The sequence below is a fragment of the Ferroacidibacillus organovorans genome (assembly GCF_001516615.1).
Taxonomy (GTDB): domain Bacteria; phylum Bacillota; class Bacilli; order Alicyclobacillales; family SLC66; genus Ferroacidibacillus; species Ferroacidibacillus ferrooxidans_B.
In genome coordinates this window covers 129,030-149,458 of sequence record NZ_LPVJ01000071.1, presented here as the reverse complement: position 1 = coordinate 149,458, position 20,429 = coordinate 129,030, and the positions used below count along the sequence as shown (strand labels likewise).

Genomic DNA, 20,429 nt, shown 5'->3' with positions numbered 1-20,429 from the left:
TGGCTAACGGTAGGTCTGTCGCCAACCCCCGTTCGGGACTTGCACCCTAAAGATTCCGCCCATGCCGGGCGTACATAAAAAAGGGATCTTGAGAGCGCAGCGACTCTCTCAAGATCCCTTTTTTACAGATTTCACGAAACCTGCACGTGCCTGCCGGTGCGCGATTTTTCCTTCCACTTTGCCATGCGCGCACGCAGGATGCGTTTGGCCGAAAACATCCACAAGTACAAAACCGGAAGTACAAAAAGTGTCAGCAGTGTTCCGCCGAGCATCCCGCCGACTAACACGATCGCCATTGGCATCCGCGTCGAAGCGCCTGAGCCGATGGGCAAAAGCAGTGGCGCCATGGCAAGGGTCATCGTCGCCGTCGTCATCAGGATCGGGCGCAAACGCCGGGAACCCGCCTGCACAAGCGCATCCACTATGTTTTGGTTTTCGTCGCGCAGGATGCGCTTTGCCGCGTCGATAAGGAGTATCGCGTTTTTAGAAACGAGCCCCATCAGCATGATCGTGGCGATAAACGCGTAGAGGCTAAACGGGACGCCTGTGACCCACAGGCCAAACAGGGCCCCCGTCAAGGCAAGCGGAAGTGTGGCAATCACGGCGAGTGGGTCAAGAAAACTCTCATAGAGCGCCGCGAGTACCATGTAGATCAACACCAAAGACAGTCTGAGCGCCGCACTAAGCGGCCCGAACGCGCGCGCTTTTTGCTGAATCGCCCCATTGAATTGATAGGAGTACCCTGCCGGCATGGCGATTTTGCGCAAGACGTTTCGCGTCTCATTCGCGATCTGCCCAAGTGGCTGGCCTCCCGTATTCGCTGTGATCTGTACAGACAGCGCACGATTGTATTCGCGTTCGACCGCAGGCCCTGCGGCAGATGAAATCGTCGCAATTTGTCCGAGCAAAATCGGCACACCATTCTCGACGGCAACCGGTACGCGTCCGAGCTGCGCCACCGTCATGCTTTGCCCGCCTTGCCCGAGCTGCAGGACAATCGGCTCCGAAACCGAATTTGCGCTTGGCCTGTATTGGGATGCCGTCACCCCTTGAAGCGCTGTGCGAATGGCCTGCCCCACCTGACTGCCACTCAGGCCAAAGGACGAAACCGCCTGTGGACTTACCGTAACGGTCAGCTGCGGTTGCGCGTTTTGTGCTGTACTGACAGGATTGACGACGCCCGGGATCTGTGTGAGCGCAGTCGTCACACGCTGGGACAGTGCCTGCAGTCCGCTCATCGCCGGGCCGCGCAAAACGACAGAGAGTGCGCCGCCACTGCCGCCGCCCCCGCTGATCAAGGCGTTAGGGAGGCTGGTCTGGATTTTTAGCCCTGGAATCGTGACGGAGATCGCCTGAATCTCCGGGAGAATCGCGAAGACAGAGGGTTGTGGCGAAGTCTTCAAATCAACTGTCAAGCGGCCAAGATTCTCGGCGGTGACGGACCCGTTGCCAAACCCGGTCGTGGAGAATACAGCACTCACACCTGGCAGTTTTTTGATGCGCGCGGCGAGCTCGTTTACCGCCTGATCCGTCGTGCCAATGCTGCTCCCATTCGGCATCTGCGCACTCACAAAGAAAACGGAAGTGTTTTGTTTTGGCGTATAGGTCGTCGCAATCGCGCCTGTTTGCAGTAGCGCGATGTCGCCCGCTGCGGTGATGAAAAGAACACCGAATACAAGCAGCGCGTGACGCAGCGCAAAGTGCAGGATGCGCTCATAGTGCGTGCGCACGGCCGTAAACCGCTCCTCCCACCACACGCTAAATGCCGTGGCGCGCGGCAAAGCGCGGCCTCGCCACACGAAGTGCGCCGCAAGCAGCGGCGTGAGCGTGAAGGATACAAACAGTGAGAACAATGTAGCAAAAACGATGGTGAGTCCGAACTCCCGAAACAATTGCCCGATGTTCCCCTGCATGAAGGCAACCGGCGCGTAGACCACCACATCGGTGAGCGTGATGGCAAGCGCCGCGCCGCCGATTTCCATCCTCCCGCGGTACGCCGCAGCGGCAGGAGACAACCCACCTTTGCGATGGCGTTCGATGTTTTCAAGAACGACAATCGCATCGTCAACGAGAATTCCAATCAGGAGGCTCAGCGCCATCAGGCTGATCATGTCAATGGAAAACCCTGCCGCATCCATGGCGAGAAACGTGGCGCACAAGGTGACTGGTATCGTGAGCAAAATGACGAGGGTCATGCGCAACCGATGCAGCCAGACAAGGATCATGAGCCCTGCCGCGAGTATGACGAAAAAGAGATCGCGCTGGGTCGCTGTCATCGACTGGCGCGTATAGGATGTAATGTCCCCTGTGATAAGCAGGTGCTCTCCCGCCGGGAGATTATCTGCAATCTGGCGGATGGTCGCCCGCACCTGCGCCGCCGTGGTGAGTGTGTTGGCGTTTGACTGGACACTGATGACAAATCCGATCGCGTTTTTTCCATTCAAGTGACTGAGCGTCGTGACAGGCGGATTGCCCTGCGCGATGGTGCCCAGTTGCGAAAGTGGGATCAAGCCGCTTTGCGAGGGAATCTCGATTTGACGGAGCGCCGTCAAACTCCCAGCCTGGCCTGAGACCTGAACCGGATTAGCCTGACTCCCTTGCTGGATGACCCCGACTGGCGCTGCGCTGTTTTGCGTCGCGATCGCAGCTTTTACCTGATTCATCGTCAGACCGTACTGTTCAAGCTTTGACGAAGAAAGGGTGACATTCACCTGTTGCGGGCGTCCACCGATCATATTTACCGTCGCAACGCCAGGAACGGCGGTCAGCGCTGGCGCGACAGTCTGGCTCGCCACATCATACAGCGCAGACGGAGACGACGCCCCATAAAGCGCCACATCCATCACCGGGAGCGCATTCGGGTCAGCCTTCAAGATCAGTGGCGGCAGCGCTCCGACAGGCAGGGTTGCGGCCGCCTGATTGACGACATTTGCGACTTGCACCGCCACTTGATTGATGTTTGTTCCACCGGGAAAACGCAGTGAGATGCGTGCATTTCCGGCGCGCGCCGTCGCACTCATGTTGACGATGCCACTCACTTGGGTCAGTGAATTCTCGGCGGGATCGAGCATTTGCGCCCGCATCGTGCCAGGACTCGCGCCAGGATCAGAGAGCACCACCGTGATATGCGGAAAATTGACGCTTGGCAGGCGGCGGACGGGCAGCTTGCTGTACGCCACGATGCCAAGAAGGACCACTGCCAGCATGAGCATGAGTGTCGCGATGGGACGTCTGATGGCGATGCGCGTGAGGTTCACGGCGCACCCCCCGGACTCGCTGTCGACACATCGAGTGACACGCGCGTCTTTCGTTTTGCCCATCGCGCCATCCACTGTCGCGCATCATCCACGTACGTAAAGAGCACAGGAACCAAAAGGAGCGTGAGCAGTGTCGACGAAGTGAGACCACCGATCAGGACGGCTGCGATTGGCACGCGGTCAGCCGATCCAAATCCCGTGTGAAACGCCAGTGGAATCATCGAGAAAACCATTGTGGACGTCGTCATCACGATGGGGCGAAGCCTTGTCTTGCCCGCATCGATCAGCGCGTCAGCACGCGTCATCCCCTGCTTTATCCGTTGACGCGCATAGTCGACAAGCAGGATCGCATTTTTCGCGACAAGCCCCATCAACATGATCAGCGCCATGAAAGAAAAGATGTTGAGCGTCTGGCCGCTGAGCCAGAGACCAAAAAATGCGCCAACCGTCGCCAGCGGCAGTGAGCAAAGGACGACTAGGGGCATGACAAGCGATTCGTACAGCGCGGCCATCAGCATGTAAATCAGGATGACCGAGAGGACAAGGGATTGGAGCAGTGGACCAAACGCCTGCGACTGCTGAGCGATTTCACCGCCAAGTGTCACGCTGTAGCCAGGTGGCAGTTGCAGGCTGGAAAGCGCCTGCTGCACCTGTTGCGCGACTTGGCCGAGCGACGGGTTGGTCGTGCCTGCCGTGACAACGCTTGTCAACTGCCGGTTTGCCTCCGTGAGCGAAACTGGTCCTGGCGCAAGCAAGATGCTCGCCACCTCACCGAGTGTGACCATCTGCCCGTGACGCGAGGCGATCGGGATGCCGGCGAGTTCTGTCGGTGTAAAGTGGCTGCCATTTTGCATGCTCACCATGATGTTCGTCTGCACGCCACTGCCCGCCGATTGGATTGTCGAAGCGATGACACCGCCAATGGCCGCCTGTGCCGCCTGACTGACAAGTTGTGTCGTAACGCCGAGTTGCGCCGCCTGTGCATCGTTTACGTGAATCAACCACACGGGCAGGGACGCCGCGCTTTGATTCTTTACATTTGTGAGATCAGGCAGGCGGGTGAGCAACCCCTGCACACTTTGCGCAAGCGCCTGAAGCACCACCGGACTCTGACCGCTGACCTGGACGCTGACTGGCGTGCTGCTGTTGATAACGAGCGGATTCGGAACATCCGTCTGAATCTGCAGGCCGGGTATGGTCTTTGCAATCGTCTGGATCCTTGCGAGCAGCGGGTCGATCGGTGGGAGTGGCGTCGCATTCGCGCCGCTTAGCGAGATGCCGTTTCCCGCCTTTTTCCCCCCGCGCGCCCGCGCTTTTTTGCTGCCTTTCGCGCGCACGCCACTTTTATTCCGTTTTTGCGCCTGTGCCTGTAGTCCCTGATCGGCGCGCACCACTGTAAGAACGGCGTCATTCGCTTGGTTCAACCCGTTTAAGGCGACACCGGCTGTGGCAAACACCGCTTGAATCCCCGGAATTTTTTTCAACTTGGCAGAAAACACGCGCATCGCCGCGTCTGTCGTCAAAAGCGATGTCCCCGTAGGCATTTGCGCGCCGACACGAAAGGTCTGGGGATTCTCTGGCGGGACAAACGATGTGCCGATAAAGCCAAACGGCAAAAAGCACGCACTCACAAGAAGTGCCGAAGCAGCCACCGCCAGCGCCCGCAGGCGGTGGCTTAATGTCACCTTTAGCAAGCGTTCGTAGCGCGATTTCAGCGCATCCATGAAGCGCTCCCCCGCGCGTAGGAGAGAAGAACCCGCTTTACACCGCGCCTTAAACGCCGCAAAGCGTCGCATCTTTGGACTGTGTCGCAGCGCTTGTGCAGCACAGGCGCCCTCGCCCAAAACCTCGCGTTCACCCTCGCTCACCCTTTGTGCAAAATCGCGATTTCCCTTTAGCCAGCGCGACGCGAGCATCGGCGTTAACGTAAACGATGTAAAAAGCGAAAACAGCGTGGCGGCAGCGATGGTCAATCCAAACTCGCGAAACAACTGGCCGACCGTTCCCTGCACGAAGACGATCGGAATGTACACGACGACGTCCGTAAGCGTTATGGCGACTGCCGCCGCGCCAATTTCTGTGCGGCCGCGCACCGCCGCTGTGCGCGGATCTGCGCCGAGTTTTAAATGGCGATCGATGTTTTCAAGAACGACGATTGAATCGTCAACGAGAATTCCAATCAAAAGCGAGAGTGCCAACATACTCATCAAATCGAGTGAAAAGCCAAATGCGTACATCACGATAAAGGTTGACAGAAGACTCGCGGGAATCGCGAAAAATACAATGAGCGTGTGGCTAAAGCGCCGCAAAAACACGTAGAGCACCGCGGACGCGAGAACAACCGCCAGAATCAGATCGCGCAAAACAGCACTAAGCGCTGCCTTCGTATACACCGTCTGATCGGCGATGACGCGCAGGGTCGCCCCTGGCGGCAATGTCTTTTTTAGCTTGTTAATCGCGCTCAAGACACCCGATTCCACACTCAAACTGTTCGCGCCGCTCTGTGCGGTGATCGTGATGCCAACCGCCGTCTTCCCATTCAAGCGATTGATCGAGAGCGGTGTCGCATAGCCTTGAGATAGCGTCGCAAGTTGACCGAGTGTGAGCAGCCTCTTCGGTGCCTGGGAGGCCGCGCCTCCGGCTGCGCCCGTGCCGACGCCAGAAGTGCCCGCACCCGTTTTGCCCGGTTTCGGTGTGCTTTGGATCACCACGTTGGCGAGAGAAGCCGCTGTCGTGAAGGGCGTCTGCGTGCCAACCGTGTACGTTTGCGACCCATTGTTCAGCGCGCCTACAGGCGCACTCGTATTCTGTGTCGCCAAGGCCTGACGGATCTGCGGCAATGTGACATTATAAGCGAGCAGTGCGGATTCATTCACCTGTACGTTGATCTGCGGAATCAAACCACCTTGCAGGTCGACCGCACCCACTCCCGGCACACTCTCTATCGCCGGAACGATCGACTTCTGCGCGAGCGTGTAAAACTGCATTTGATTCAATTTGCCAGACAGTGAGAGACTCATGATCGGCGCCGCGGCAGGATTGGTCGCGGTGATGCTCGGCAAGCTCGCTGTCGCAGGCAGCTTGCGCGCAACAGCGTGAAGCGCCTGGGCGACATCATTGTTTGCCGTGTTGATGTTGATGCCTGCGGCAAACTGCAGCGTGATATCTGAAACGCCCTGCATGGAGACGGACGTCATCGACGTGACACCATTTACTGCCGTCAAGGCGTTTTCCAGCGGATCGGTCACACTTGTTCGGACATCTTGCGGGTCAGCCCCCGGATCGCTCACCGTCACCTGCAGGTACGGGTAATTTACGTTTGGCAATTCGCGGACAGGAAGCAGCCCGTAGGAAATGACGCCCATCAGGACCAGTCCAAGGATCAACATCAAAATAGTAATCGGACGCCGCACCGCGAGTTCGGTCACGTTCATGGCGTGCTACCTCCACTTTTTGCAGCCGCGCCTGATGGTGCGGCGCCGTTTGCTGTAGACGCCGTTTTTTTAGCTTTCTTGCCTTTGTGGTGCTTGCCCTTATGCAAACCTTTGTGGTGCTTTCCTTTGTGCTTTCCTTTGTGTTTGTGTTTGCCTTTGTGCTTTCCTTTGTGCTTTCCTTTGTGCTTTCCCTTGTGGTGTGCCGTGGTTGGTGCAGACTTTGCCGATGAAGACGCAGGTGACTTTGCCGTCAACGCGCCGCTTGCCCGCGCGATTGCATTCGAAACCGTGACGCGATCCCCCGGCGCAAGGAATGTCTGGCCGAGCGTAACCACCTGTTCGCCCGCTGTGACGCCCGACAAAATTTCTGTCCACGCACCTTGTGTCGCACCTGTCACGACATTTTGCAAGAGCGCGCGGCCATTTTTCACCATATACACTTGCGGCGAACCCGTCTGCGTGTTAATGGCCGCCGTTGGAATAAGTACCGCGTGAGAATTGGAACGAGTCACAACCTGAATCGCCGCCGTTTCTCCCGCAGCCATCCCAACCATTGGTCGCATTGGCGAGATGGTCACTGTAAGAGAGAGCGTCTGCGGGTTGACAATTGGCGAGATGGAAGCAACGACGCCCTGTTCCTCTTGGCTTGGCGCAAAAGGCAGCGTAAAAAGAACACGCTCGCCCGTGTGCACCTGAGTGATATCTTGCTGGCTGAGTTGTGCCTGTAGTTCAAGGGTCGCGCCAACCATTGCGATGAGCGGTTTGGCCGCAGACACTGCACTGCCTGGCTGCGCGTTTATCGCAGTGATGATTCCCGGAAAAGGCGCTGTAATGACCGTGTTTTTTAAAGCCTGTTGCGCGATCTGCAGGCGTCCCTGCGCCGCCGTCACGGCGCCTGTCAGCGCTTGAAGCGTTCCTTGATTCATTGGGTGAAGCAGTTGTTCCACCTTTAATTGGGCGGCGGAGACAGCCGTTTTTGCCGCAGCGAGAACGCTTGGTTGCGGCGGCGCCTGAAGCGCTGCAAGATTGTCGCGACTCGCAACAAGTGCAGCCTGTGCCTTTTGCAGTGTCGTCTGCATACGCTGAATGGCTGTCTGTTCATTGGCCCCAGCCATTTGCACCGCCTGTTCATCCGTATGAAGCGCCTGGGCATACTGCGCTTTCGCCGTCGCAAGCGCGCGAGACGCGATCTGCATCGCTTGACTCTGATCCGCTTGCAAAATCGAGAGTTTTCCTTGATTGGCGAGATTTTGCTGTGAGACGGCCGTGCTCGCCGCGTTCACTTGATCTGCCGCGGCGCTGATCGCGTTTGTCCAGTTTGCTTGGTCTGACGCCAGCTTACTCTGCGCTGAAACGATCGCCTCTTGTGCCGAGCTGATTTGGTTCTGAAGCGCCGTGACGGCATTCTGATTGGCAGTCTGCGCCGCCGCGTTTGCTTGATCGAGTTGATTTTGTGCCGCTGCGATGGCGGAGTTCCACATCGCCTGATCAGAAGAAAGCGTGTTCTCTGCGTTTGTGACCGTCATCTGTGCGCTTGCAATCTGCGCCTGGAGCGCAGTCGTCAAAGGTGTCTGCGCCTGAAGAGAGGAAAGCGTCGCCTCATCCGCCGCTAGCGCCTGTTGATCCTGTGTCACTTTGACCCCATCTGGGCTGCTCGCGCTTTTAATCGCATTCAAATTGTCCTGCGCGCCAACGACCGCCTGCTGGATTGCGGCCGACAGTCCATTTCCGGCTTCCACCTGTTGCAGTTGACTCTGCAGTGTGGCGAGATTTTGTTGGTCTGTCTGCAGCGTCGCCTGATCGCTCGCGACTGCGACCCCTTGCGGGCTCGCACTTGACTGAATGCGCTGCAAATTGCCTTCTGCAGATTGAAGTGCTGTAGTGCTGGCATTCGCGTTTGATTGTTGCACGGTGACCGCCACATTTTGTGGTGCGCTTCCGTTCATAAAACTTTGCAAAGCCTGCTCAGCATTTGTCACCGCCAATGCGAGTGGGCTTTGCCCCGATTTCAAGTCAGACAGTGCACGCTCTGCATCCGCGAGCGCGATGGACTGCGGGCCACGACTTGATTTCATCCACGCGTACTGCTGATTCAACTGAGCGACCGACTGTGTGTTCTCTGTGACGGCAGCGCGCGCCTGCGCGATTTTCGCAGGTGCGACACCTGTCAGCAACGTCTTAAGCTTATCGCGCGCGATCTGTACGTTGGTGTTTGCCAACGCCAGGGTGTACGGATTGATCGATTGGCGCGCCTGGTTCAGCTTCCCGAGCGCACTCGCGAGCCCTCCTTGCGCAACGAGCCATTGTGCCTGTGCAGTTCCGCTCGCAAGCTGCGCAAGCACCTGATTGGCATGTACCCTCTGCCCAACATGAACCCGGATCGATTGTAAATTTCCAGCAACGCGCGGTGAGAGTGAGACGGACTCTGGACTCACCACGCTGCCTGTAAGCGACAGGGTTTGTGCAATCGTCCCCTGCCTTGCGGTCGCCGTCTGTACGTAGATCGACTTTGGCGTCGCCACTTGCTGTGCCATCACTTTTGTGGATCGCGAGAATCCACCTGTCGCATAGGCGGTTGCGATGGCGCCTGATAAGCCGAGCAATGCGCCCGTTTTGATCCATTTTGGGGAGAGTATAGCGCTTGGGGGTTTCACGTCGATCGCATCCGCCTTTCACGTTCAAGCGACTCATCACATGGATTGAGTCAAGGATGCCATCATGGTAGAGGAGGTTGCTGAAATCTAGCTTTAAGAGGATATCCGTTTCATTGGCCAAGTAAATTATTCAGCGCATCTCGCAGTTTGGTAAACGCGTGCATGGCCGCGCGCCTGTCACCAATACGCGCGCCATACGCGTTCACTTCCACTCCGATTAAGATTCATCCTTTTGCGCCGCGTGCCTAAGCACATCCGCCAATTCGCGCAATCGCGGATCGCTTGGCGGATTGTCCGCCTGAGTGCGCCCCACATAGCGAAAGACGATCTGCCCGCCCCGATCCACGACAAAAAGGCTGGGCCGCGCGATGCGATACGCATCAAAGGATAGCGCGTGATACACATCAAACGCTTGGATCACCTCACGCGTCTCATCGATCAGAATAGGAAAAGTGTAACCGAGCTTCGCAAAATACGCGGCAACCGCCGCGCGGTTTTGCCCGACGATGCAGAGAATCTCGGCGCCAGCGGCCACAATCGCCGCGCGCTGCTTGTCCAACTCCCCGAGTTGGCGACGACAATTCGGTCACCACGTGCCACGCAGGAAATAGAGCAGCAGCGGTTTTCCGAGATACTCCGTGTGTCGATGCACCACGCCCGCAAGGTCTGAAAGCGTAAAATCCGGTATCCTCTGACCCGGCTCTAGCCCCACGTTTCTCGGCATGTTCCCACTCCCTCAGAATCATTGTCTTTTCATTCGAAAGAGAGCCACATGGCCCCCCGTTTCCAAATGCGTGTTGTACCATACTTTTTCAATCTTCAAGATCTGCCATGGATTCTCAAAGCCCTGTCCATGTTTTTGGAATACGTGATCACTCGCGACGGCAAACGCAGCGTGACGCGCCACTTGATCGCCCGTATACCACACCAAGACATCGCCTGGTTCTACGTGGCGTTGATCATCGATGCCGCGATAAACGGAAACCTCACAGTAATGATGCGCCTTGAGCAATCGAAAAAAGGGTTCTTGATGAAGCCATGAAAATATCAAATCACGAGCTTGTGCAAGGTTCTGAACACTGCTTCTGCACACGGCCATCGCAGCGGTTGCGGCAAAGCAATTTGGGCCACTTCGATCAGCAAATGTCCCTGTGAACTCGTTAAGAAGTTCAAGCGGCAATCTTACATCTGCGCCATCGATCGCTACCAAAGCGCTGCCTTCATCACGTTTATGCCATTCTCTTAACCACTTTAATATCCATCTTTTCTGAACATCTGCAGAAAAGGACCACCAGTCTTTTGCTTGAAGCAGATAAAATCGTTGCCCTGCCACAGTCACTGAAAGACTCGTCAAAGGTAAATCTTTGTCAAACCAAGATTCAAGATAGAGCTGGCCTCTTTGGCATTTCACCTAACCCTATAAGGGGCAACGACCACACCGTGCGCCTGAAGGCGAAGCTTCAGCGTGCGTGCTATTTCAACCGCCCCCGCGTGATCGCCGTGGATGCATACCGTGTCCGCGCGCAGTGGAACGGTTGTGCCGTCGCGGGCGGCGATAGCGCCATGCGTAAGCGCGTCCACGATCCGGCGCGCAATCACTTCCGGATCGTGGAAAATAGCGCCTTCCACATTGCGCGGTGTCAATGTTCCATCCGGTTCATAACTGCGATCCGCGAACATTTCTTCACATACCGTGAGTCCCGCCGACCTGCCGGCTTTCGCGAGCGGACTGCCACACGGCGCAAACAGTACAACGCGATCATCCATTTTGCAAATCGCCTTTACCAGTTGATCGCATGCAGGACTGTACGCCGACTTGTGGTACAGTGCGCCGTGCATTTTAAGATGCGTGACACGCGCACCGACTTGTGTGGCGAGCGCTGCAAGCGCTCCCCACTGATAGAGAATCACGCGGATCCACTCCTCATCCGCATGCGGAATGTCACGTCTGCCAAACCCGAGGCGATCTGCATAACCGGGGTGCGCGCCGATGCGCACCCCGCGGTTATGCGCCATCTCGATGCGCTCCATCATCACATTTGGATCTCCCGCGTGAAATCCACAAGCGAGATTCGCCGACGTGACGACGTCGAGAATGACCTGATCGTCGCCCATCGTGTACGGCCCAAACCCCTCGCCGAGATCCGCGTTAAAATCAATGCGCACACGCCCTCACTCCCGCTCCTGATCGTCCCGATCCACTCATATTACATGGAGGCTTCTTCCGAGACAAACACGTCTTTCGCCCGAACAAGCGCCTCGGGATTGCGTGTCCGCAGGTTAAAATAAAACACGAGACCGAGCACAAACCAGATGATGATGATCGGCGTCGCAAAATTCGCAGGAAACGCAGGGACTGGGTAGACTGACGTAACGAGCGGCGGAATAAAAAAGACGATGCCAAGAAGCGGCACGACCACGTGCTTGCCAATCGAAAATTCCGCGCGGCGCTGCCTGCTATAGAGAAGCAAAGACGCGAGATTGGCCAACAGGTAGATGGCGATCATAATGATTGTCGTGACGGTGGCAAGCATGATGTACCCATTCATTGGGCCAAGTGAAAACCCGCAAACAAGACCCAGCACGAGCGTCCAAACCAACTGCGCAAGCGCTGCGCGAGACGGTGTCTCAAAGGTCGGATGGATATAGGAAAGCGCGCGCGGGAGGGCGCCAACGCGTCCCATTGAGAACATCATCCGCGTCGAGACAGTCGTCGCTGCGTTTGAGTTTGCAATAAACGAGTTGATGATGGCAAGAAAAACGAGGATCCAGCCGATACCCCAGCCGCCAACCGCAAGGACTTGCCACGGGTCTGAATTGCTCGCAAACGAACTCATGTTGTGGATACCCCAGCCGACGGTTCCGGCGTATGTCGTTAACACGTAGAACAACCCAATGCCGACGGTCGACCAAAAGATGGCGCGCGTCACATTGCGCGGATTTTTCGTTTCCTCGGCCAGCGCCGCTGCGCCTTCAAAGCCGATGAACGCCTGAATGCAGTAGATCATGCCTTGAAAGACGCCGCCAAAACCGCCTGCGCCCTTGACCAGTGCAAGTTTAGGGTTAAAAACGGACAGCGTATTGTGGCTCCCCGCTTTTGCGATGAGCGTAAACGCGAGCAGGCTGAAGACGAGCAGTTCAAACAGCCCAAGCCAAATTCCCGTTTTGGCAGACAGTTTCACACCACGATAGGAGAGTGTAAAGACAAACACGGCGCCGAGCAAAAACCACACATACCAAGGGATGGTGACATGAAGATAGCTAGAAATCGTATCCTGGATCACCTGACCCATGATGAGAAGCAAAAACGGAGCCCCGAGTGACTGGGCAAAATTGAACATAAAGCCAACAATGAAGCCGACACCGCCCCCGAGCGTCTTGCTGGTATACGTATAAAAACTGCCGGCTGATGGAAGCTGCCGCGCCAGTTCACCAATCGACACCGCTGAAAACAGCGCGCCAATCAGTGCGAGAACGACGGACAGCGTAAGCGCGCCCCCCGCGTACTGTGCTGAAAGGTAGATGCTATAAGCGACCGCCGCGCCTGGCGCCATATAGGTGATGGACTGAAACACGACAGGCCAAACGCCGAGCGCTTGCCGATTCAACTGAGCCAAGCGGAACCCTCCTTAAGATAAAATGATAATCACGAAGTACTCCGATGGTACAGAAAAATTCAAACTTGTTCAATCCTTTTTTGATAAGATACAATCAATTTCGTAGAAGAATTGCCAATTAAGGAGGATTTTCGTGGAAAAACGACGTTTTGGCAATACGGACATGCATGTCAGTGTGCTCGGTTTTGGCGGATCAGAGATCGGTTATCAGGGTGTCAACGTGCGGGATGTAAAAAATCTGCTCGCGTCAGCGCTTGACGCTGGGTTGAATGTGATCGACACGGCGGAATGCTACCGCGAGAGTGAAGAATTGATCGGCGAGGCCGTGAGCGACCGCCGCAGTGATTTCTACCTCTTTACAAAGTGCGGTCACGCGGCTGGATTCGCAGAGCCTGACTGGACGCCCGCCATGCTGCAAAAGTCAATTGAGCGAAGCCTGGCGCGCTTAAAAACCGATCACGTCGACCTTATTCAACTTCACAGCTGCAGTGAGGATATGCTTCGCCAAGGCGATGTGATCGATGTTTTACGCCGGGCTAAAGAAGCGGGGAAAACGCGGTACATCGGATACAGCGGGGATCGGTCCGCCGCGCGCTACGCCATCGAGTGTGGCGCGTTTGACGCGCTGCAGACGTCTGTCAACATCGCGGATCAGGAGCCGATTGAACTCACCATTCCGCACGCCGCCGCGCGCAACATGGGCGTGATCGCCAAGCGGCCGATTGCAAATGCAGCGTGGAAAACCAAGGAGAAGCCAACCGAGGCGTATCATCACGCCTATTGGGAACGGCTGCAAAAGCTGCAGTACGACTTTCTTGAGGGAAATCTCTCTGACGCAGTCGGTGTCGCGCTGCGCTTCACGCTCAGCATCCCCGGCGTACAGACGGCCATCGTCGGCACGACGCAGCCTGGACGCTGGCAAGAAAACGCGCGTCTGCTCGAACGCGGCCCGCTCCCCGAGGAAATGTTTGCAGCGATTCGTAGACGCTTTCACGACACCGCGTCACCCGACTGGGTCGGGCAAACCTGATTCAAGTGCAAGTCCGACGCAAAGCGCGCCTACTCGGCGCGCTTTGCCTCCCCTGGCACAGGTTGAAACGACGGTCGCCCATAATAAAATCCTTGTTGCCACCCGAATCCAAGTTCCAATAAAACATCCGCTTCCGCTTTCGTCTCGACGCCCTCAGCCAGACGCACAGAGCCTATGGACTGCGCCAATCTGGAGATCGTTTTGGCGACCCTCCGCTTGTCTGCGTCCTTGTCAATGTTGCTCACAAATGCACGGTCGAGCTTGATAATATCCGGTTCAAGCTGTGTTAGCATCGACAGATCATTAAATCCTTGCCCAACATCATCCAGCGCATAGCGAAAACCCTGACTCCGATAAAAATTCAAAATCCGTTTGAGATGTGCCAGATCATCCACACGCTCTGTCTCGACAACCTCAAAAACAATTTGTCGTTTGCGTATCCCGAAATTCTCTACCGCTTCAAGCGTTGTCTGCAGGCAATGCTCAGGGACATAGATTGCTGTCGGTAAAAAATTCACAAAAATGAGTTCAGTTAAGTCATTCTGACCCGCCGTTGCAATCGCTTCGACGCGGCAGGCGCGATCCAGACGAAATAGTGCCTCTTGATCACGCGCGACAGAAAAAATGCGATCCGGCGTAATGATCTGATTGTCTTCACCGATTCCGCGAATCAGCATCTCATAGCCGATCACAGATGCTTGCTCATCTTTGACTATAGAAACAATCGGCTGCATCATCATCTTTAATCGCTTTTGTTCAATCAGATCATCGACAAACAAACCTGGGCGCATCTTTAGAACATCTGGCCAGGCGAGGGTTTCCAGCGGCGCATCGCTATGCACGACACGCCATGTATCAGGATTGTGCTCCATCGCCGTATAGTCTGCCATTTGAAAAAGCAATCGTTCACCTATAAACAGTTGATTCGGCGCGAGGCGCGACCACTGCGCATACACTCGAACGGGGATCGTCTCGGCAAACGCATCACAGCGCTCTGTATCGTAAAACGAAATAATAAACCCGCGTTCCGACGGCGCGCAACCTGGGCAATTCGTCATCCATTGAATCCCCCATCCAAACTACGTCTTATCTATAAAAAGGGCCCGGCGATCTGCGCACTGCGAATCGTCGGGTCTTTTGTAACAACGCAAAACTTATAGATCTTCAAGCGCTTTCGCATTGCCGTAAACAGGTTTTGCCCCGTGAACCGGAGCCACAAAGCGCACCGCGTTCTCAATGACCTTGCGCACATTTTTGTCAAAATACGTTGGGTGTGTCTCATGCCCGGGACGGAAATAAAAAATCTTCCCGTTACCACGGTGAAACGTACAACCACTGCGAAATACCTCGCCGCCTTGGAACCAACTCACAAATACCAACTCGTCTGGATCGGGAATATCAAAATGCTCACCATACATTTCTTCATGCGGAAGTTCGAAGTACGATTCAAGGCCGTGCGCAATCGGATGCGCAGGATTGACGACCCACAGACGTTCTTTCTCCCCAGCCTCCCGCCATTTCAGGTCACACGACGTCCCCATGAGCGTCTTGAACACCTTTGAGAAATGTCCAGAGTGAAGCACGATCAGTCCCATGCCATCCCAGACGCGCTGCACAACACGTTTTACAATATCATCCTGTACGTCCCCGTGTGCCATATGGCCCCACCAGATCAACACGTCGGTTGCGTCGAGAACCTCATTCGTCAGTCCGTGTTCAGGTTCATCGAGTGTCGCCGTGCGAACCGCAAACGATGCGTCGCGCAGCGGTGCCGCGATCGCCTCGTGAATCCCGTCCGGATACACAGCGCGTACGGCTTCATCTGACTTCTCGTGGCGAAATTCATTCCATACTGTTACGCGAATGCCCACTGAGACCATCATCCTATCATTGAAGATTCAGGAAGGAATACCATCCTACTCGCGTAGACTATCGCATGACAGCGCAATATGCAACAACCGCACGGTGATGCGCAATCGCGCCCGCCAACTTTCGTATGCCTCACCTGCTTCGCTCTGGCGACTTCCACTCATAAAAAAACGGGTGGGCTCTGTGGAACTCCCACCCGCAACCGTGCCGTTTACATTCTCCTGGCAATAGACCCGTGCTTCCTTCTTCTCACTCCTCTGAATGACGCGCACATATCTCACACGTCATCGTCATCATCTCGTGGGCATCCGAGAGCTGTTCACCGCACACCCCACAAACATCCTCCGCCTCAATGCGCTGCTGAATCGATTCCATACTCTCTCCTCCTCATCGGTTTGAAATCAGTCAGAGCGAATGCAGTCTCAGTGTGCAGCAACACTCCACCATCCGAGTTACACGAATTGCTCCTCTTCTGTAGAACCTGTCATCGCAGTCGTCGAAGATTTGCCCCCGGCGATCACCTGGGCGACTTCATCAAAGTAACCTGTACCCACCTCACGCTGGTGGCGAGTCGCTGTGTATCCGTACGGTTCGCTTGCAAATTCCGCCTGCTGCAGTTCAGAGTAGGCAGCCATTCCCCGCTCTTGATAACCGCGCGCCAGTTCAAACATACTGTGATTGAGCGCGTGGAATCCGGCGAGTGTCACAAATTGAAATTTATAACCCATTTCTGCGAGTTGTTGTTGGAATGTCGCAATCGTGTCTTCTGGAAGTTTCTTTTTCCAGTTAAAAGACGGTGAGCAGTTGTACGCTAGCAACTTGCCGGGATGTTTTTCATGAATGGCTTCCGCAAACTGGCGCGCCTCATCGAGGTTTGGTTCAGACGTCTCGCACCAGATAAGATCCGCATACGGCGCATACGCGAGCCCGCGCGCGATGGCCGACTCGATCCCTCCGCGGATGCGAAAGAATCCTTCTGTGGTGCGCTCGCCTGTGAGAAACTGCCGATCGCGCGGGTCCACATCGCTTGTGAGGAGGAATGCTCCATTGGCATCCGTTCGCGCAATGATCAGCGTATCTACATCCATCACATCCGCCGCGAGCCTCGCCGCAACCAGATTGCGGATCGCGTGTGCTGTCGGAATGAGCACCTTGCCCCCCATGTGTCCACATTTTTTCTCGGACGCGAGTTGATCCTCAAAGTGAACGCCTGCGGCGCCTGCCTCAATCATCGATTTCATCAGTTCAAACACATTGAGCGGGCCGCCAAATCCCGCCTCAGCGTCGGCAATAATAGGAGCAAACCAATACGTGTCACGCCTGCCTTCTGAGTGGTCGATCTGATCCGCGCGAGAGAGCGCCTGATTGATTCGCTTTACGACGTGGGGAACGCTGTTTGCAGGATAGAGACTCTGATCGGGGTACATATGTCCGGAAAGATTTGCGTCTGCCGCAACCTGCCAGCCGCTCAGGTAGATCGCTTTTAGCCCTGCGCGAACTTGCTGGACAGCCTGATTTCCCGTGAGTGCGCCGAGCGCCGGGACGTAAGGTTCACTGTGCAGAAGTTCAAACAGGCGTTTACTGCCCATCTTAGCGAGCGTGTGTTCGATTGTCACAGAGCCGCGCAGACGAAGCACATCCTCGGCGCGATACGGCCGCTTAATCCCCTGCCAGCGAAATGATTCCTGAAACGCTGTTTCCATCTGACGTGCTCTCTCCTCATCGGAGCGGGGTTGCAGTTTCGTTTGATCACTCATCCGAAGACTCCTCTCATCCCTCAATCTACACCTGTAAAACACAATACGGTGTATTTCTTTTGTTATAGTACAGTGTATTGCATAACAGGGTTTTTGTGAAGATGTTCTCGACTATATAATGCTTCTTTTTTGTGAACATTCACTCCGACGCCGTTCTGTAATGCAGATGGATGTTCCGTAATACATAACTGTATGATATGATAAACTTAGGTTGAGAGTTTCATTATCTTAAACGAAATGAGGCGTATTCCATGCCATTTCAAACCCCAAACGGCATGAGCATCACAGGCGCGTACCGCGAATCCTACGCAACGATTCTGACACCCGACGCGCTCGCATTTGTAAGCGATCTCGTGCGCACGTTTCGCGATGAACGCGACGCTTTGCTTTTGCGCAGGCTTGAACGTCAACACGAAATCGACCAAGGCAAACTCCCTGACTTTTTGCCAGAAACAGCCTCCATTCGCGAACGAGAGTGGACTGTAGCCCCAATCCCCAGTGATTTGCAGGATCGACGCGTCGAGATCACCGGGCCTTCAAGCGATCGAAAGATGGTCATCAACGCACTCAACTCTGGCGCAAAAACCTTCATGGCTGACTTTGAAGATGCGAATTCTCCCACATGGGAAAACACGATTGAAGGACAGATCAATCTGCGCGACGCGATTCGAGGCACGATTGACTACACAAGCCCCGAAGGAAAAGCCTATCGGCTAAAGGAGAAAACGGCCGTATTGATCGTTAGGCCGCGCGGTTGGCACCTTGATGAGAAACACATCACGTTAGACGGAAAAGCAATTCCTGGTGCGATACTCGATTTTGCCCTCTACTTTTACCACAACGCAAAAACGCTGCTCGAAAAAGGATCTGGCCCCTACTTCTATTTGCCAAAGATGGAGAGCCATCAAGAAGCTCGCCTTTGGAACAGCATTTTTGTGCGCGCACAGCAGGCGCTTGGCATTCCACAGGGAACGGTTAAGGCGACCGTGCTCGTCGAAACAATTCTCGCGACATTTGAAATGAACGAGATTCTCTACGAACTGAGGGAGCATGCAGCGGGGATCAACTGTGGACGCTGGGATTACATTTTCAGCTACATCAAAAAATTGCGCAACCAACCTAACGTCATTCTACCCGATCGCGCGCAGGTCACCATGACCGTGCCGTTTATGCGCGCCTACTCCCTTCTCACCATTCAGACGTGCCACCGGCGAAACGCGTTTGCGATTGGCGGAATGGCTGCGCAGATCCCGATTAAAAATGATCCGGTCGCAAACGAAGACGCGCTTGCAAAGGTGCGGGCAGACAAAGAGCGCGAGGCGAGAGATGGACACGACGGAACGTGGGTGGCACACCCAGCCTTGGTTCCCGTAGCCATGGAAGTTTTCGATGAAATCATGAAAACCCCGAACCAGGTGGATCGCAAGAGAGAAGACGTGCATGTCACTGCCGCCCAACTGTTGGAGGTTCCACAAGGATCCATTACGGAAGCGGGTGTGCGGACCAATGTGAGTGTAGGTATTCAGTACCTCGAAGCATGGTTGCGCGGATCTGGCGCTGTACCCATTTTCAATCTGATGGAAGACGCGGCGACAGCAGAAATCTCGCGCACCCAGTTGTGGCAGTGGATCCATCACGAAAAAGGAGTGCTCGAAGACGGGCGCAAGCTCACGCCAGAGCTCTTTGAAAGGATTGTCCGCGAAGAGAATGAAAAGATACGCGCCAGCCTCGGTGCAGATGCGTACGACAACGGAAAATTCCGGGAAGCTACCGAGCTTTTCACGGCGATTACACTCGATGAAAACTTTGTCGATTTTCTGACGACACCTGCCTACGCGAAGTTGGCTTAACAAAAAAGGCTGCCAACCCCTGGTTGGCAGCCTTTTTTATCCACGGGTGCGCAGTTCTTCTGTCAAAACACCGTGCCCCAAACGGTTTGAAATGCGTCTGGCGCACGCCATGACAACCGGGATCAAGGTGTGGAGTCGCTCCGTCGTCATACGGTTGCTCGGTCCAGACACGCTGCATGCCGCCACCACATTGTTTGCGTGATCGAAAATAGGCGCCGCAATACAACAAACGCCGATCTCGTTTTCCTCCAAGTCGAATGCATAACCTCGCTCTTTGACACGTTCGATCTCCGCCATAAGCTCGTCCTCCTGCACGATCGTATGATCGGTCATTTGAATCCGCTCATTCTGGTTCAAAATCTCGCGCGCCTCTGACGCAGGAAGATACGCAAGAATGACTTTTCCCAAACTCGTCGAGTGGACGGGAACGCGTTTTCCGATACGCGAGTGCATGCGCGTCGTATTGTCACTCTCCACCTTGTCGATATAGACGATCTCCCCGCGTTCTAGGAGTGCCAAATGGACAACCTCATTTGAAAAATCCGCGAGTTCGCGCAAGGGAATCGCCGCTTCAGCGCGCAAATCAATGGAAGAAAGAAGCTTCATCCCTAAATCGAGCAGGGCATACCCCAATTTGTATTTCCCCGTTTGCCCATCTTGCTCAATATAGCCGCGTCGCGATAGCGTCGTTAAAAGGCGGTGCACTGTGCTTTTATACATGTCCACCTGTGTCGCGAGATCTGTAATCGCCACCCCTTGCGGGTAGCGACTGACCACTTCGAGCAAAAGGCACGCCTTATCCACTGATTTGACTGTATAATCTTCCATTGTCAAGAACCTGCCTTCACCAAACGTTCACATTTCTGATACACACTCCACTGCTTTCACTCTAGCACACTTCAAGGTTTCGTGCGAAAAGAAATCACCAGAGACCAACTTGCGCGGCCCCTGGTGATACCAT

The 20,429-nt window shown here is 55.2% G+C and carries 14 protein-coding genes and 1 pseudogene; 2 read left to right on the top strand and 13 right to left on the bottom strand.

Translation table 11 applies throughout. The annotated features are described in order from the left end of the window. Positions 1–131: 131 nt before the first annotated feature. The 8 genes and pseudogenes from ATW55_RS15420 to ATW55_RS15390 all read right to left on the bottom strand — a co-directional run bounded on the left by ATW55_RS15420 (position 132) and on the right by ATW55_RS15390 (position 12,962). A complete protein-coding gene (locus ATW55_RS15420; RefSeq protein ID WP_067720321.1) occupies positions 132–3,257 on the bottom strand; it encodes an efflux RND transporter permease subunit in 3,126 nt (1,041 codons plus the stop codon). Beyond that, on the bottom strand, positions 3,254–6,691 hold the full coding sequence (locus tag ATW55_RS15415; RefSeq protein ID WP_067720319.1) for an efflux RND transporter permease subunit: 3,438 nt from the start codon (positions 6,689–6,691) through the stop codon (positions 3,254–3,256). The genes ATW55_RS15420 and ATW55_RS15415 overlap by 4 nt, the downstream gene beginning before the upstream one ends. Then, positions 6,688–9,345, bottom strand: a complete 2,658-nt coding sequence (locus tag ATW55_RS15410) for an efflux RND transporter periplasmic adaptor subunit (RefSeq protein WP_067720317.1) — start codon at positions 9,343–9,345, stop codon at positions 6,688–6,690. The genes ATW55_RS15415 and ATW55_RS15410 overlap by 4 nt, the downstream gene beginning before the upstream one ends. 217 nt (positions 9,346–9,562) lie before the next feature. Then, positions 9,563–9,919: pseudogene (locus tag ATW55_RS15405) on the bottom strand (peroxiredoxin family protein); the annotation flags it as partial. A gap of 12 nt (positions 9,920–9,931) precedes the next feature. After that, the gene (locus tag ATW55_RS16420; protein ID WP_160327274.1) at positions 9,932–10,069 is read right to left on the bottom strand and encodes a hypothetical protein; all 138 of its coding nucleotides are present in this window, start codon (positions 10,067–10,069) and stop codon (positions 9,932–9,934) included. An 18-nt stretch (positions 10,070–10,087) separates the two neighbouring features. Further along, positions 10,088–10,684: a hypothetical protein gene (locus ATW55_RS15400; protein ID WP_153005195.1), complete on the bottom strand. Its 597-nt coding sequence runs from the start codon at positions 10,682–10,684 to the stop codon at positions 10,088–10,090. Positions 10,685–10,752: 68 nt separating this feature from the next. Further along, positions 10,753–11,511 (bottom strand): LamB/YcsF family protein, encoded by a 759-nt coding sequence (locus ATW55_RS15395; RefSeq protein ID WP_067720310.1) that lies wholly within the window; start codon positions 11,509–11,511, stop codon positions 10,753–10,755. 41 nt (positions 11,512–11,552) lie between these two features. Continuing rightward, a complete protein-coding gene (locus ATW55_RS15390; RefSeq protein WP_067720308.1) occupies positions 11,553–12,962 on the bottom strand; it encodes an APC family permease in 1,410 nt (469 codons plus the stop codon). Positions 12,963–13,095: 133 nt separating this feature from the next. Between ATW55_RS15390 and ATW55_RS15385 the strand changes: the two genes are divergently transcribed. Next, on the top strand, positions 13,096–13,992 hold the full coding sequence (locus ATW55_RS15385; protein ID WP_067720306.1) for an aldo/keto reductase: 897 nt from the start codon (positions 13,096–13,098) through the stop codon (positions 13,990–13,992). Positions 13,993–14,021: 29 nt separating this feature from the next. Here ATW55_RS15385 and ATW55_RS15380 read toward each other — a convergent pair whose 3' ends face one another. The 4 genes from ATW55_RS15380 to aceA form a co-directional block, all read right to left on the bottom strand. After that, positions 14,022–15,050, bottom strand: coding sequence for an EAL domain-containing protein (locus ATW55_RS15380; protein ID WP_067720304.1), 1,029 nt, complete (start codon positions 15,048–15,050; stop codon positions 14,022–14,024). Positions 15,051–15,146: 96 nt separating this feature from the next. Beyond that, positions 15,147–15,872: a ThuA domain-containing protein gene (locus tag ATW55_RS15375; protein ID WP_067720302.1), complete on the bottom strand. Its 726-nt coding sequence runs from the start codon at positions 15,870–15,872 to the stop codon at positions 15,147–15,149. Positions 15,873–16,110: 238 nt separating this feature from the next. Continuing rightward, entirely contained in the window at positions 16,111–16,236 is a 126-nt protein-coding gene (locus tag ATW55_RS17055; RefSeq protein ID WP_268753404.1) for a hypothetical protein, read from the bottom strand. A 77-nt stretch (positions 16,237–16,313) separates the two neighbouring features. Further along, positions 16,314–17,618 (bottom strand): isocitrate lyase, encoded by a 1,305-nt coding sequence (gene aceA, locus ATW55_RS15370; protein WP_067720300.1) that lies wholly within the window; start codon positions 17,616–17,618, stop codon positions 16,314–16,316. A 251-nt stretch (positions 17,619–17,869) separates the two neighbouring features. Between aceA and aceB the strand changes: the two genes are divergently transcribed. Continuing rightward, entirely contained in the window at positions 17,870–19,468 is a 1,599-nt protein-coding gene (aceB, locus tag ATW55_RS15365) for a malate synthase A (RefSeq protein WP_082685924.1), read from the top strand. Positions 19,469–19,504: 36 nt separating this feature from the next. Here the strand turns inward: aceB and ATW55_RS15360 are convergent, their stop codons facing one another. After that, positions 19,505–20,296 carry an IclR family transcriptional regulator gene (locus ATW55_RS15360; RefSeq protein WP_067720299.1) on the bottom strand — a complete coding sequence of 264 codons (792 nt, stop codon included), beginning with the start codon at positions 20,294–20,296 and terminating at the stop codon, positions 19,505–19,507. Between the last annotated feature and the right edge of the window lie 133 nt (positions 20,297–20,429).

What these genes read in the sequence shown, in the direction of transcription:
- ATW55_RS17055 (WP_268753404.1), bottom strand. Translation starts at nt 16,236, where the DNA reads ATGGAATCGATTCAGCAGCGCATTGAGGCGGAGGATGTTTGTGGGGTG.
- ATW55_RS15380 (WP_067720304.1), bottom strand. Translation starts at nt 15,050, where the DNA reads ATGACGAATTGCCCAGGTTGCGCGCCGTCGGAACGCGGGTTTATTATT.
- aceB (WP_082685924.1), top strand. Translation starts at nt 17,870, where the DNA reads ATGCCATTTCAAACCCCAAACGGCATGAGCATCACAGGCGCGTACCGC.
- ATW55_RS15375 (WP_067720302.1), bottom strand. Translation starts at nt 15,872, where the DNA reads ATGGTCTCAGTGGGCATTCGCGTAACAGTATGGAATGAATTTCGCCAC.
- ATW55_RS16420 (WP_160327274.1), bottom strand. Translation starts at nt 10,069, where the DNA reads ATGCCGAGAAACGTGGGGCTAGAGCCGGGTCAGAGGATACCGGATTTT.
- ATW55_RS15415 (WP_067720319.1), bottom strand. Translation starts at nt 6,691, where the DNA reads ATGAACGTGACCGAACTCGCGGTGCGGCGTCCGATTACTATTTTGATG.
- ATW55_RS15360 (WP_067720299.1), bottom strand. Translation starts at nt 20,296, where the DNA reads ATGGAAGATTATACAGTCAAATCAGTGGATAAGGCGTGCCTTTTGCTC.
- aceA (WP_067720300.1), bottom strand. Translation starts at nt 17,618, where the DNA reads ATGAGTGATCAAACGAAACTGCAACCCCGCTCCGATGAGGAGAGAGCA.